Below are 13,452 nucleotides of genomic sequence, written 5' to 3'. Positions count from 1 at the left end.
GCGCTACTCCTCGTCGCCGCGCTACTCCCCGTCGCCGGTGCTGACGGTCACCTTCGCCTCGCTCAGCACGCGGTCGCCCATCTCGTAGCCCGGCTCGTACACCTCGTGGATCGCCCCCTCGGGGCGGTCGCTGTCGACGCGGAGCATCACCTGATGGCGCGCGGGGTCGACCTCCTCGCCCGGCTCGGGCTCGATCGACTCGACGCCCTCCTCGGCGAGCACCTCGTCGAACTTCTCGAGCGTCGACTCGACGCCGGGCCGGAGGTCGCTCCCCGCCTCTTGGTCGAGCGCGCGCAGGAGGTCGTTGCGGACGGGGGCGAGCCGCTCGACGAGCGCCTCCGAGGCGCGTTCCCGGATCTCGTCCTGCTTCCGCTTCGCGCGCTCCTTGTAGTTGCTGAAGTCCGCCTTCACGCGGGCGAGCTTGCTCGTCAGCTCGTCGACCTCCGCGTCGCGCTCGCGGAGTTCCTCGCGGGTCTCGGCCAGCTCCGCCTCCAGCGCCGCGACCTCACGGGCGAGCGCCTCGTCGTGTTCCGCGACCGCGGCGGCGAGCGCCTCCTCCTCGCTCCGGGCGTCGCCGGCGGCGGCGGAGCCGTCGCTCCGTCCCTCGCCGGTCGCCTCCGCCGTGCCGTTCGTTCGCTCCGCGTCGCCCTCGGCGTCGTCGGGGGTCTCGACATCGACGGCGTCGTCGTCGCTCATACCCGATCGAAGTCGGTCGGCGGGCATAAGCGTTCAGAAGCGCGACGCCGCCAGTCCGGGCACGTGGAGTTACCACCGCCGCGCCGAGAGAGCCGCTACCGCCCCGCCGACAGCGCCGTGACGACGCCGTTCGTCCAGCCGAAGCCGTACTGCGGGTCGTACTCGCCCAGATCGGTCGTCTCGCCGACCGAGCGGACGTCGTACTTCTCCGCCATGCGGCCGGTCTCCTCGAAGGAACGCCGCGCGAGGTCGACCCACCGCTCCGCGACCTCGTCGGCCAACGCGTCGTGACCGTACCGGCGGAGGCCGGTGACCGCCATCCAGTGGAGGGGTGCCCAGCCGCTCGGCGCGTCCCACTGCTCGCCGGTGGCCTCGAGCGTCGTCACCAGCCCGCCGGGCCGGAGGAAGTCACGGCGGAGCCGGTCCGCGACCGCCGCCGCCCGGTCGTCGGTCGCGGCCCCGGTGAAAAGCGGCGCGACGGCGGCCAGCGTGAGGCGGTCGGACCGCTCGCCGTCGACCCACGAGTAGTCGACGTAGAACCCGGCGTCGGGGTCCCAGCAGTACCGGTTGATCGCCTCGCGGCGGTCCGCGGCCAGGTCGGCGTACCGCTCGCCGGCCTCCTCCCGGCCGACGCGCGGGAGCCACTCGGCGAGTGCCGACTCCATCCCGAACAGGACGGCGTTGAGGTCGACCGGGATCAGCTCGGTCGTCCGGATCGTGGCGAGGTCGTCGCCCGTCAGCCACCGGGAGCTGAAGTCCCACCCGGACTCGCAGGCGGCCCGGACGTCGCGGAACAGGTCGGGCCGGTCGTCGACCGGGACCCGGTCCGCGAGTCGGCGGTCCTCGTGGTACGACTCCGGCCGGGGGCGGGCGCGGTCGTCCCAGTACCGGTTGAGGACCGCGCCGTCCCCCACCCCGACGACGCGCCGGTGGGTCGCGGGGTCGTCGGCGTCGGCGACGCGGTCGGCTCCGCTCGTCCAGAAGTCGTGTTCCGTCCGGAGCGCCTCCACGTGGGGAGCGACGGCGTCGAACCCCTCCTCGCGCTCCAGCACGCGCAGCATCCGGTAGAACAGCGGGACCTGCGACCGGCTGTCGTAGTACGCCCGGTTCCCGAGCGGGACGAACCCGAAGCGGTCCACGAGCGACGCGACGTTCCCGACCATCCCGTCGACCAGATCGGTCCGACCGGCCGCCGCCAACCCCTCCGCGGTGAAGTAGCTGTCCCAGTAGTACATCTCGCGGAAGCGGCCGCCGGGGACGACGTGCGGGTTCGGGAGGCCGATAATCGTCGACCCCACGGAATCGGCGTCCTCGAAGGTCCGGGTCAGCGCGCCCCACAGCGAGGACACGTGGTCCTCCATCGACCGCGACGCGGCGAGGTCGGGCGCGGCCGCGACCGGCTCGGGCAGCCTGAAGTGGTCCTCGACGAACGACGCCAGATCGAACTCCCGCCGGCTCCGCTCCGTCAGGTACCGCTCGAAGAGCAGGTCCGGGTCGACGCGGGGCTCGGCGTCGACGAACCGCTTGTCGTCTTCGAAGAGGTCCCGCCGCTGGACGGTCCGAAAGAGCTCGCCCGAGATCTGCGGAAAATGACTGTAGTCGAAGAGGCCGGAACTCATCCCCGGGACGTAGTGAAAGGATTGCTAAGTAATTACTGAATTAGCCGGAAAGAGAACGAAAAACGCGCACCTGCGGCTGTCCTCTTATTCGTGGTCCATGATTAATTATAAGTGTAATAAATGAATATCGGTGGGTAGTCGATGACTCGCATTAGCATGCGGTCGGTGAGCAAGTACTTCGACGGGGGTGACACGGTCGCCAACTACAAGCTGGACATGGAGGTGGACGACGGGGAGTTCGTGGTGTTCCTCGGGCCGTCCGGCTGCGGGAAGACGACCGCGCTCCGCATGATCGCGGGGCTGGAGGACCCTTCGGACGGGGAGATCTACTTCGACGACGACCGCGTCGACGGGATGCCCCCCGCCGACCGGAACGTCGCGATGGTGTTCCAGAACTACGCGCTGTACCCGCACATGACCGTTCGAGAGAACATCGAGTACCCGCTGAAGGTCAGGGGGGTCCCGCCGGAGGAGCGCGACGAGCGCGTCGCGCGGGTCGCCGAACTACTACACATCGAGGACCAGATGGACAGCGACCCCGGCGAGATATCCGGCGGGCAGCGGCAGCGGACCTCGCTGGCGCGCGCCATCGTCCGCGAGCCGTCGGTGTTCCTGCTCGACGAGCCGCTCAGCAACCTCGACGCGAAGCTCCGCTTGGAGATGCGCTCCGAGCTCAAGCGGATTCAAAACGAGCTCGGGATCACCACCGTCTACGTCACGCACAACCAGGAGGAGGCGATGAGCATGGGCGACAAGATCGTCGTGCTGAACGACGGCACGATCCGGCAGGTCGCCGAGCCGGAGGAGCTGTACGAGCGGCCGCGGACGACGTGGGTCGCGAAGTTCATCGGGTCGCCGCCGATGAACCTCTTCGAGGGCGAGAACCGCGGCGGGACCGTCAACCTCGCCGACGGCAACACGCTCCCGACGCCGGCCGAGTCGTCCTCGTCAACCGTGTCCGTCGGGGTCCGGCCGGAGGACATCGACGTGTCGACCGACGCGCCGGACACGGACTGGACCCTGCCGGGCACGGTCAAGACGGTCGAACCGCTCGGGGAGTACGTGCTGGTCAACGTCGAGGTGGGCGGCTCCGTGGTCAACGTCAAGGTTCCGCAGACGGAGGCGACCGCGGGCGACGCCGTCCACCTGACGTTCGACCCGGCCGACGCGTACCTCTACGACGAGAACGGCGAACTGGTGGCCTGACACCATGTCCGTCGCATCGTACCTCGACGACCGGCTCGACCGCGACGTGGACACGGAGAAGCTCACGGCGATCCTCGTGTTCATGCTGCCCGGGCTCACGCTGTTCGCCATCTTCTCCGTCGGCCCGATGCTGTACTCGGCCGTCGGGAGCTTCTTCACCTGGGACGGGTTCGACATCGCGCGGTTCGCCGGCCTCGAGACGTGGATCGCGACGTTCCAGGACGACGCGATCATCAACTGGAGCAACCTCCTCGCGTTCGAGTACCCGATGGGGGCGCTCCCGCAGAACATCATCTGGATGGTGGTCCACGTCCCGCTGAGCACGCTGCTCGGGCTGGGACTCGCACTGCTCTTCGCCGACCTGCGCGGGCGGAGCGTCCTCCGCTCGATGGTGTTCCTCGCGTTCACGACGCCGACCGTCGTGATCGGGCTGGTGCTGCTGTTCGTCTACGACCCGCAGGCCGGGATCTTCAACGGGCTCCTCCGGTCGATCGGACTGGAGTCGGTGGTCAGGAACTGGGTCCAGGAGCCGCAGATCGCGATCTACGCGCTGATCGCGGGCGGCGTCTGGGTCCAGACGGGCTTTAGCATGCTGCTGTACAGCTCCGCGCTCGCGGGGATCGACCCCGCGTTACTGGAGTCCGCCCGCGTCGACGGCGCGGGGCGGTTCCGGCGGTTCAAGGACATCATCTGGCCGCTCGTCAAGCCCGTGACGGCGGTCGTCGTGATCATGAGCATGATCTGGGTGATCCGGATCTTCGCCATCGTCTACGCGGCCGGCGGCCCGTCCGGCGGTCCGGGCGGGGTGTTCTCCGTGCTCGGTCTGGAGGTGTACCAGGCCGCGTTCTCGACGCCGATCGAGTACAGCAAGGCGATGGTCGTCGCCCTCATCGAACTCGTGATCGCGCTCCCGATGGCGTGGTACATCGCGTCAATGGACTGATCGACTATGACCGACACACACAACGCGGACGACTCGACCGACGCCGACAGCAAGCCGAAGCCCGACGGCGGGCGCGTGTACCACGAGCCGCCGGAGACCGCGCCGATCGCCGAGGGGAGCGCCGTCGAGCGCCTCCGAGCGGCGGTCCCGAGCGGCCGGCGAGCGGTGCATTACGCGGTCGCCATCGGCGTCGCGCTCCTGTGGCTCGTCCCGCTCGTGGGGCTGTTCATGGCCTCCGTCCGCCCGCTCGACCAGATCATCCAGGGCTGGTGGAACTTCGATACCTTCACCGTCACCTTCGAGAACTACGCCCGCGCGTGGACGTTCCAGTCCGGCCCGATGCGGCAGGCGATGTGGAACACGGCGATCGTCACGGTCCCGTCCGTGCTGGCCGTGACGCTGCTCGGCACGATGGTCGCGTACCCGTTCGCCCGCTTCGACTTCCCGCTGAAGAAGTGGCTGTTCTTCCTGCTCATCGTGGTCATGGCCGCGCCGCCCGAGCTGGTGGCGATGGGCAACTACAACACCCTACGGAACACCGGCCTGTTCGACACGTACATGGGGCTCATCCTGGTCCACATCGGCTGGGGGATGGGGTGGGTCGTCATGTTCCTCCGGAACTTCCTGCTCGGGCTTCCCGAGGAGCTTGAGGAGGCGGCCCGGATCGACGGCGCGTCCCGGTATCAGATCTTCAAGTCGATCGTCCTGCCGTACTCCGCCCCGGCGCTCGTCTCCGTGGCCGTCATCCAGTTCACGTGGGTGTGGAACTCCTTCTTCTTCCCCCTCGTGTTCATGCGCTCGCGCGAGAACCAGCTCGCGCCGCAGGTGCTCCCGCTGATGAAGGGCCGACTCCAGATCGACTGGGGGCTCGTCGCCGCCGGCTCCGTGCTGACGATGATCGTCCCCATCCTGCTGTTCGTCACGCTCCAACGGTACTACAAGCAGGGGATGGTGGCCGCGGTCGCCGACTGAACCGGCCGCCGCGCTCGCTTCCTTTTCCGTGGACGCCTTCGCTCTCCGGAACGAGACCGCGTGAGACGGGGTCGGTGAAGGGCGTGTGCCGATCGGTCCCGAGGTCCGAAGCGGGAACGGATCCCGATCACTCGTCGGCGAGTCCGCCCGGCAGGAACGGGGCGACGTCGGTGTGAACGAACAGCACGTACTCGTCGTTCAGCCGCCGACAGAACAGCGTGAACTCGCCGGATTCCCGGATCGCGTCGACCTTCGGCTCCGAACCGCCCGGGTCGTAGTACGCGGGCACCAACACCGCCGTCTCGTTCTCCGGGTCCCGTTCGACGATCAGCAGGTACACCAGTCCGTCCGCCTCGGCGCGGTACGTCTCGACGGCGGTGAACGCACACTCCGCGGCGACCGCTTCCAGTTCCTCGTACTCGGGACCGGGGAGGACGACGTCGAGGCCGGTCCGAGCCGCCGAGTCGACGAGAACGGAGTCGCCCGGATGTACTTCGAGGACCGTCCAACCGCGGTCGCGGTACGTCTCCGCCGTGGCTGTCATGTCCGCCATGACTGCCTGCCAGCCCTCGGTCGCGTGGGCGTCGGGAACTGCGCCTGAAACGGGCTCTTCGGACATGTGTTGACGCCCGGTAGCGTGCGAGATAAGCGTTGTCCNCTCGGTCGCGTGGGCGTCGGGAACTGCGCCTGAAACGGGCTCTTCGGACATGTGTTGACGCCCGGTAGCGTGCGAGATAAGCGTTGTCCCCCCGCCGGCACGCGCTCGGGTGCGGACGAGGCCGTGCGAAGAGGGCACAAGCTATTTCTCCGATGACAAACGTCACTTGGACAGTGACTGACCTCCTTTCACTCTCCGGCCTGCGGACGCAGTTCAAGACGAAGCGGGGTGCGGTGAAAGCGGTCGACGGGGTGGACCTCACGGTCGAGGAGGGCGAGACGGTCGGTCTCGTCGGCGAGTCGGGATCGGGAAAAAGCGTCACGGCGCTGTCCGCGATGGACCTCGTGGACAGCCCCGGCGAGGTCGTCGGCGGCCGGGCGTCGCTCCGCTCTGCCGACCTCGCCGCCGACCTCGCCGCCGATCACCCCGACGGGGTGGCGTCGTATCCGTACGCGCTCACCGACGCCGTCCGAGAGATCGCAGCCGACCTCCGCGCGGGGACGGAGGTCTCCGCCGCGGCACGGGAGCTCCGGGGGATCGCCGACGACCTCGCGGACCGGAGCGACCCCGCCGGACTCGCGGACGCGCTCCGGAGCGTCGCCGGACGGGTGTCCGACGGAGCGAACGAAGACGCCGCAGACGGGCTCACGGACGCGCTGGCGGACGCCGTCGACGGGTTCGTTTACGTCGACGACGAGGCCCGCGATCGGCTCCGGGGCGGGACGGCCGCCGACGAGATCGCCGTCTCCGAGGGCGTGATCGACCTCACGGCAGCGCCCGAGGAGGCGATGCGGAAGATCCGCGGCGGCGAGATGGGGATGATCTTCCAAGACCCGATGACGTCGCTCAACCCGGCGGTGACCGTCGGCGAGCAGGTCGCGGAGTCGCTCCGGCTCCATCGGTACGGGGGTCGAAAGCGGGACACATGGCTCAACGCGATCCGAGAGATCCTCCCCAAGATCGGCGGTCGGGAGTTCGACGACGAGATAGTCGGCGACGTCGTCGACATCCTCACCGACGTGGGGATCCCGGAAGCGATCTCTCGGCTCGAAGAGTATCCGCACGAGTTCTCCGGCGGCATGCGCCAGCGCGTCCTCATCGCAATCGCGCTGGCGTGTCAGCCCGACCTGCTCATCGCCGACGAGCCGACCACGGCACTCGACGTCACGATCCAGGCGCAGATTCTGGACCTGATCGACGACCTCCAAGACGAGTTCGGGATGTCCGTGCTGATGATCACCCACGACCTCGGCGTGGTCGCGGAGACCTGCGACCGGGTCGCGGTGATGTACGCGGGGGAGATCGTCGAGGAGGGACCCGTCGAAGAGATCTTCCACAACCCCAGCCACCCGTACACGTACACCCTCTTGGAGTCGATTCCGACCGAGGAGAAAGACCGGCTCACGCCGATCGAGGGGAACGTCCCCGACCTCATCGACATGCCCGAGGGGTGCCACTTCGCGGACCGCTGTCCGTGGGCTCGACCGGACTGTCGAACGGGGGAGATCCCGTTCCTCCAGCACGGCGAGGAAGACGTCGACCACCGGTCGAAATGTATCCTGCCGGAGTTCGACGAGAGCGAGTACGGCGCGGACGGCGTCCCGTCGGCGACGGACCGCGAGATCGGCGAGCCGCTCGTGCGCCTCGACGGGATGCGGAAGTACTACGAGCAGGAGACGGGCCTCTTGAGCCGGGTGTTCGGGAGTTCGCCGAGCGTTCGCGCCGTCGACGGTATCGATCTCGACGTCCACGCCGGAGAGACGCTGGGGCTGGTCGGTGAGTCCGGCTGCGGGAAGTCGACGGCCGGACGCGCGCTTCTCCACCTCGACCCGCCGACCGACGGGACGGTCGTGTTCGCGGGCGAGGACTTGGGCGACCTCTCGAAGACTGAACTCCGGGAGAAGCGCAAGGACATGCAGATGGTGTTCCAAGACCCCATGTCGAGTCTCGACCCGCGGATGACCGTCGGGCAGACCGTCATGGAGCCGCTGAAGATCCACGACCTCGCCGAGGGTCGCCGTCGGGAGCGCGTCTTCGAGCTGCTCGACGAGGTCGGTCTCGACCGGAGTCAGTACGGTCGGTACCCGCACGAGCTCTCCGGCGGGCAGCGGCAGCGGGTCGGCATCGCTCGGGCGCTCGCCGTCGACCCCGACTTCATCGTCGCCGACGAGCCGGTCTCCGCGCTCGACGTCTCCGTTCAGGCGCAGATCATCAACCTGATGCGGGATCTCCAGGCCGACTACGGACTGACGTATCTGTTCATCGCCCACGACCTCTCGGTGGTGCGGCACATCTCGGACCGCGTCGCGGTGATGTACCTCGGCGAGATCGTCGAGATCGCGGCGACGGACGAGCTGTTCGCCGAACCGAAACACCCGTACACGAACGCGCTGCTGTCGGCGATTCCGGAGCCGGACCCGCTCGCCGAGACCGGAGACCGGACCATCCTCAAAGGCGACGTGCCCTCGCCGATCAACCCTCCGAGCGGCTGTCACTTCCGCACGCGGTGTCCCTCCGTTATCCCGCCCGACGACCTCGGGATCGAGCAGGAGCGCTACCGGGAAGTCATGTTCTACCGACAGCGGGTCGAGACGCGCAACATCGACCTCGCGGCGATGCGGGAGCGAGCGAGCGACGCCGGCTCTCAGGGGGGTGTCGCCGCCGACGGCGGGAACGGCTTCGACGCGGCGATACGGGCGGAGTTCTTCGACGGCCCGCTGTCGGGACAGGCCGGGGACGCCGTCGAGGAGTCGTTCGACGCGCTGGCCGACGGCGACTGGGAGCGCGCCGAGCGCGTCCTCCGCGAGACCTTCGAGAGCGTCTGCGAGCGGAGCGACCCCGCGCTGACCGACGGCGATCACCCCGCTGCGTGTCACCTGTTCGGCGAGGAACGCGACTGACGGACCGGGAGCGAGAGCCGAGACTCTCCCGTGAGCCGCTGATACTTCGGGCCGACACCCGGCCGTCCGGTACTGTTATTTATGTTGCTGTTAGTAGACACATCCATGTCTGGCAATAACAACCAGGTATCCCGGCGAAGCTTCCTGAAAGCCGCCGGGAGCGCGACGGTCGCGACGGCCGCAACGAGCACGCTCGCCGGTTGTGCGGGCGGAGGCGGGAGCGAGGGTGGAACGCTCAGGTACGGGCGGAGCGCTCACTCGGAGACCCTCGACCCGCAGAACACGACGAGCGGTGAGGTCTCGAAGGTCACGAACCAGATATACGACGGCCTCATCGACTTCGAACCGGGCGAGGCGGCAATCACCGAGTCGCTCGCGACCGACTGGTCGATGGACGGGACCGAGGTCTCCCTCACGCTGCGCGAGGACGCCCAGTTCGACGACGGCACGGAGTTCACCGCCGCCGACTTCATCGCCACGTACCGGCGGTTCACCGACGAGGACTACGAGTACTACTTCGAGGAGGGGTCGGCCTACGGCCCGTTCACGCTCGGGAACTGGATCGACTCCGTGGAGGCCGACGGCGATTACACGCTCAACGTCACGCTCACGCAGCCGTACGCGCCGTTCCTTCGGAACCTCGCGATGTTCGCGGCGGTGGTCCTCTCGCAGGACGACATCGAGAGCGGCTTCGACTTCAACGCCGACGCCAACGGGACCGGTCCGTTCCAGTTGGACGAACTCGACAACGCGAACGGTCGCATCCGGCTGACGCCGAACGAGAACTACTGGGGAGACGGCCCGCAGGTCGGCGAACTGCTGTTCATCGAGCGCGGGCAGAACTCCACGCGTGCACAGGCGCTGGTGGAGGGGGAGCTCGAGATCATCGACAACCTCGACCCGTCGACGATCAGCACCGTCGAGAACGCCGACAGCGCGGAGGTCGCCAGCGGCCAAGGGATCAACATCGGCTACATGGTGTTCAACCAGTCCCGCGTCGAGGCGTTCCGCGACGCCCGCGTCCGGCAGGCGATCAGCTACGCGATCGACACGCAGTCGATCGTCGAGGAGGTCTACGACGGGATCGCGACGCAGGCCGACCAGCCGTGTCCGCCGGCGCTGTTCGGCCACAACGACGACATCGATCCCTATCCGCAGGACCTCGAACAGGCGCAGAGCCTGCTCGAGGAGGCGGGCTACGGGGACGGCTTCTCGTTCCAGCTCACGACGTTCCAGAACGCGCGCGGCTACAACCCCGCGCCGCTCCCCACCGCGGAGACGATCCGCACCAACCTCGGCGAGATCGGCATCGAGGTCGAGATCGACGACCGGCAGTTCTCCGACTACCTGACCTACACCGGAGAGGGCAACCACGACGCCTCGCTGTCCGGCTGGTACACGGACAACGCCGACCCGGACAACTTCTACTACGTCCTCATGCACCCGCAGGTCGAGTCCCCCGACGGCCAGGACTGGGTCGACTGGGACACCGAGGGGTTCAACACCTCGAACCGCGCGGCGTGGGCGAACGATGAGTTCATGACGCTCGTCGAGGACGCCCAGCAGACGGCCGACCAGAGCGCCCGCGCGGAGCTCTACCACGAGGCGGCTCAGATAGCCCGCGACGAGGCTCCCTGGGTGTATATCGACTACGCCGACGAGATCCGCGGCGTGGGAACGTCGGTGAACAACTACACGGTGTCGGCGATCGGCGGTCCGCACCTCCACCTCGTCGAAGTGGAGTGACCCCGACCGCGCGGGAGAAACGGTCCCGGTGACGGGAAGTTTTTAGCCGTTTGAAAATACGGGTTCCTGTAAATGGTATCAAAGCGGTTCGTCGCGAAACGACTCCTGTTGCTGGGGCCGGTGCTGTTCGGCGTCGCGACCGTCGTCTTCGCGATCCTTCACCTGTCTCCCGGCGATCCCGCGTTGACCATCGCCGGCGAGCGGGCGAGCCAGGAGTTCGTCGAGGAGGTCCGTTCGAACTTGGGGTTAGACGATCCGCTCTGGGAGCAGTACCTGCGGTTCCTCCGGGAAACGGCCACGCTCCAGTTCGGCCAGTCCTACCAGATCCAGCGCGGGACACCGGTCAGTTCCATCCTCGCGAACCGCCTGCCGATCACCATCGAACTGGCCATCCTCGGCCAGATCGCGGGGCTGTCGTTCGGACTCCCGCTCGGAATCTTGAGCGCGGTGAAACAGGACACGCTGACCGACCACTTCACCCGCGTCGGTGCGCTCGCCGGCATCAGCGTCCCGATCTATTGGAGCGGGCCGCTGCTGATACTGCTCTTCGCTCAGATACTGGGCGTGCTCCCGACGAGCGGGCGGATATCGTCGTCGTACTTCGTCGACACCACCACGGGACTGATACTCGTCGACACGCTGCTCGAGGGGAATCTCGAGGCGTTCCGGTCCGCGGTCACCCACCTCCTGATGCCCGTGGTCGTGCTCGGTATCTACTCGATGGCGTTCATCTCCCGGATGATGCGGTCCTCGATGCTCGAAGTCATCCGCCAGGACTACATGCGGACCGCCCGCGCGAAGGGCCAAGGAGAAAAAATCACCGTGATGAAACACGGCCTGCGGAACGCGTTCATCCCCGTCATCACCATCATCGGCATCCAGTTCGGGTCGCTCCTCGGCGGGTCGGTCCTGACGGAGACGGTCTTCGAGATCAACGGGATCGGGACCCTCCTCGTCACCGCCATCGAACAGAGCGACTACCCGGTCGTACAGGCCACCGTCCTCGTCTTCGCGTTCCTGTACACGCTCGTGAACCTCTTCGTGGACATCACCTACTCGGTTCTGGACCCCCGGATCGACCAATGAGCACCGAAACACCACAGTCGTCGGACGTCGAACGGAACGTCGTCGAGCGGCTTCGCGCCAGTCCGTTCCTTCAGGAACTGCTCTCGAACCGCATCGCCGTGTTCGGGCTGTTTATCATCGGGACGATGTTCGCGGTGGCGATCTACGCCCGACTCACGTACGACCTCGACGCGATCGTCGACACGATGTTCAACGCGAACCCGACCCAAGCGCCACCCAGTGCGGAGTTCTGGTTCGGGACCGACGGGCAGGCGCGCGACGTCTTCCCGCGGGTGCTGTACGGTGCCTGGTACGCGCTGAAGTTCGGGACGGCGACCGTGCTGGCGTCGACGGTCCTCGGGATCGCCGCCGGGATCGTCGCGGCGTACTACGGCGACCTGACCGACAACGTCATCATGCGGACGATGGACGTGCTGCTGTCGTTCCCGTCGCTGTTGTTGGCGCTCGCGCTCGTCACTATCTTCCCGGAATCGCTGGGGCTGTGGCGCGCCGTCGCCGCGCTCACGCTCGTGTACACGCCGCGGTTCGCCCGGGTCGTCCGCGGCGCGGCGCTGAAGATCTTAGAGGACGAGTACATCGACGCGACGTACGCGCTCGGGGCGACGGACCCGCGGCTGCTGGTCCGTCACGTGCTCCCGAACTGCTTGGCACCGATCACCGTCCAGTCGACCCTGAACTACGGCCTCGCGATCATCGACATCGCCGCTCTGTCGTTCCTCGGATTCGGCGCGAGCCCCGGCGACCCGTCGTGGGGAATGATGCTCTCTGAGGGCGTCGAACGGGGGCTGTTCTCGGGCGCGTGGTGGTGGTCGTTCTTCCCCGGACTGTTCCTCGCGCTCACCGTGCTGGGGTTCAACCTCCTCGGCGACGGGATGCGCGACGCGCTGGACCCGCGGATGCGAGACACCGTTGACTGACTCCTCGCTCCCGATATCGCGGTCCCGACGCGTGCGCTACCGGACGCTGGTCTTCGGCGCGGTTCGGTGGGCCGGGGTCGGCGCTGTGGTCGGAGTCGTCGTCTCCGCGGGACTGCTCGCGTTCCAACCGGCGAAGCCGGCCACCGACACCTCGTTCGCGCTCGGCGCGCTCGTCCTCGGGTTCGGCGTCACCGCGTGGTCGTCGGCGGTCGGTCTCGGCCGGACCATCGAGGGACTCCAAGCGCGTCTCGACGTCTCCTCCGACTGGACGGAGGCGAGCGCACGCGAGGCGTTCTTCGTGCTGTCGTGGACGGGGACCGGATGGGCGGTCGCCGCCGCGTTGACGTCGGTCGCGCTGGGCGTGTAGCCGGCATCGGGAAAATTCGAAACAGCGACCGTCGCCTCAGTACGGCAGCACGCCGGTCACGGTGCCGAGCAGCGCGACGGCGACCGCGAGGACCTGCGCGACGAAGAACGCCTTCGAGGAGGCCCAGCCGAAGTACAGCAGCGCGGCCATCGGGATCGCGCCGATGACGATCGGGCCGGGACCCATCGTGAACAGGATCGCGAGGAGGCCGGTCGTCGCGAGGATGAGGACGTCCATCCCGAGCGAGACGAGGTTGCGACGGCGCAGCTCCTCGGGGTCGAACATCCGCGCGAGCGACCCGCGTCGGTCGCTCCGGTCGTCCGTGGTCGACGCCGATTCCAT

12 protein-coding genes are annotated in these 13,452 nt (G+C 67.8%); 8 read left to right on the top strand and 4 right to left on the bottom strand.

What is annotated here, in order from left to right; translation table 11 throughout:
* Positions 1–21: 21 nt before the first annotated feature.
* Together C472_RS11415 and C472_RS11410 are read right to left on the bottom strand one after the other, a co-directional pair.
* Positions 22–696 carry a nucleotide exchange factor GrpE gene (locus C472_RS11415; protein WP_006629994.1) on the bottom strand — a complete coding sequence of 225 codons (675 nt, stop codon included), beginning with the start codon at positions 694–696 and terminating at the stop codon, positions 22–24.
* Positions 697–791: 95 nt separating this feature from the next.
* Positions 792–2,315, bottom strand: coding sequence for a trehalase family glycosidase (locus C472_RS11410; protein ID WP_006629993.1), 1,524 nt, complete (start codon positions 2,313–2,315; stop codon positions 792–794).
* 156 nt (positions 2,316–2,471) lie between these two features.
* Here C472_RS11410 and C472_RS11405 point away from each other — a divergent pair, with 156 nt between their 5' ends.
* Genes C472_RS11405 through C472_RS11395 form a run of 3 tightly spaced genes read left to right on the top strand, consistent with a single transcriptional unit; the run spans position 2,472 to position 5,436 of the window.
* Complete coding sequence (locus C472_RS11405; RefSeq protein WP_006629992.1) at positions 2,472–3,521, top strand: ABC transporter ATP-binding protein; 1,050 nt, start codon at positions 2,472–2,474, stop codon at positions 3,519–3,521.
* A 4-nt stretch (positions 3,522–3,525) separates the two neighbouring features.
* Positions 3,526–4,464 (top strand): carbohydrate ABC transporter permease, encoded by a 939-nt coding sequence (locus tag C472_RS11400; RefSeq protein ID WP_006629991.1) that lies wholly within the window; start codon positions 3,526–3,528, stop codon positions 4,462–4,464.
* 6 nt (positions 4,465–4,470) lie between these two features.
* Positions 4,471–5,436 (top strand): carbohydrate ABC transporter permease, encoded by a 966-nt coding sequence (locus C472_RS11395; RefSeq protein WP_006629990.1) that lies wholly within the window; start codon positions 4,471–4,473, stop codon positions 5,434–5,436.
* Between the two features lie 127 nt (positions 5,437–5,563).
* On the opposite strand, the gene C472_RS11390 is transcribed toward C472_RS11395, so the two are convergent.
* A complete protein-coding gene (locus tag C472_RS11390; RefSeq protein ID WP_049906558.1) occupies positions 5,564–6,055 on the bottom strand; it encodes a DUF7529 family protein in 492 nt (163 codons plus the stop codon).
* Positions 6,056–6,267: 212 nt separating this feature from the next.
* Between C472_RS11390 and C472_RS18020 the strand changes: the two genes are divergently transcribed.
* The 5 genes from C472_RS18020 to C472_RS11365 all read left to right on the top strand — a co-directional run bounded on the left by C472_RS18020 (position 6,268) and on the right by C472_RS11365 (position 13,110).
* A complete protein-coding gene (locus C472_RS18020) occupies positions 6,268–8,994 on the top strand; it encodes an ABC transporter ATP-binding protein (RefSeq protein ID WP_006629988.1) in 2,727 nt (908 codons plus the stop codon).
* A 105-nt stretch (positions 8,995–9,099) separates the two neighbouring features.
* The gene (locus tag C472_RS11380; protein ID WP_006629987.1) at positions 9,100–10,740 is read left to right on the top strand and encodes an ABC transporter substrate-binding protein; all 1,641 of its coding nucleotides are present in this window, start codon (positions 9,100–9,102) and stop codon (positions 10,738–10,740) included.
* Between the two features lie 72 nt (positions 10,741–10,812).
* A complete protein-coding gene (locus tag C472_RS11375) occupies positions 10,813–11,826 on the top strand; it encodes an ABC transporter permease (RefSeq protein WP_006629986.1) in 1,014 nt (337 codons plus the stop codon).
* The gene (locus C472_RS11370; RefSeq protein WP_006629985.1) at positions 11,823–12,743 is read left to right on the top strand and encodes an ABC transporter permease; all 921 of its coding nucleotides are present in this window, start codon (positions 11,823–11,825) and stop codon (positions 12,741–12,743) included. Before C472_RS11375 ends, C472_RS11370 begins: the two co-directional genes overlap by 4 nt.
* Positions 12,744–12,774: 31 nt before the next feature.
* Complete coding sequence (locus C472_RS11365; protein ID WP_006629984.1) at positions 12,775–13,110, top strand: DUF7268 family protein; 336 nt, start codon at positions 12,775–12,777, stop codon at positions 13,108–13,110.
* A gap of 36 nt (positions 13,111–13,146) precedes the next feature.
* On the opposite strand, the gene C472_RS11360 is transcribed toward C472_RS11365, so the two are convergent.
* On the bottom strand, positions 13,147–13,452 hold the full coding sequence (locus C472_RS11360; RefSeq protein ID WP_049906555.1) for a hypothetical protein: 306 nt from the start codon (positions 13,450–13,452) through the stop codon (positions 13,147–13,149).

It is taken from the genome of Halorubrum tebenquichense DSM 14210 (assembly GCF_000337415.1).
Classification (GTDB): domain Archaea; phylum Halobacteriota; class Halobacteria; order Halobacteriales; family Haloferacaceae; genus Halorubrum; species Halorubrum tebenquichense.
The sequence above is the reverse complement of the archived record's forward strand: the minus strand, read 5'-3'. Positions and strand labels throughout refer to the sequence as shown.

Excerpts from the sequence above, each read along its gene's own strand:
- C472_RS11415 (WP_006629994.1), bottom strand. The coding sequence starts at position 696 with ATGAGCGACGACGACGCCGTCGATGTCGAGACCCCCGACGACGCCGAG.
- C472_RS11410 (WP_006629993.1), bottom strand. The coding sequence starts at position 2,315 with ATGAGTTCCGGCCTCTTCGACTACAGTCATTTTCCGCAGATCTCGGGC.
- C472_RS11405 (WP_006629992.1), top strand. The coding sequence starts at position 2,472 with ATGCGGTCGGTGAGCAAGTACTTCGACGGGGGTGACACGGTCGCCAAC.
- C472_RS11400 (WP_006629991.1), top strand. The coding sequence starts at position 3,526 with ATGTCCGTCGCATCGTACCTCGACGACCGGCTCGACCGCGACGTGGAC.
- C472_RS11395 (WP_006629990.1), top strand. The coding sequence starts at position 4,471 with ATGACCGACACACACAACGCGGACGACTCGACCGACGCCGACAGCAAG.
- C472_RS11390 (WP_049906558.1), bottom strand. The coding sequence starts at position 6,055 with ATGTCCGAAGAGCCCGTTTCAGGCGCAGTTCCCGACGCCCACGCGACC.
- C472_RS11380 (WP_006629987.1), top strand. The coding sequence starts at position 9,100 with ATGTCTGGCAATAACAACCAGGTATCCCGGCGAAGCTTCCTGAAAGCC.
- C472_RS11375 (WP_006629986.1), top strand. The coding sequence starts at position 10,813 with ATGGTATCAAAGCGGTTCGTCGCGAAACGACTCCTGTTGCTGGGGCCG.
- C472_RS11370 (WP_006629985.1), top strand. The coding sequence starts at position 11,823 with ATGAGCACCGAAACACCACAGTCGTCGGACGTCGAACGGAACGTCGTC.
- C472_RS11360 (WP_049906555.1), bottom strand. The coding sequence starts at position 13,452 with ATGGAATCGGCGTCGACCACGGACGACCGGAGCGACCGACGCGGGTCG.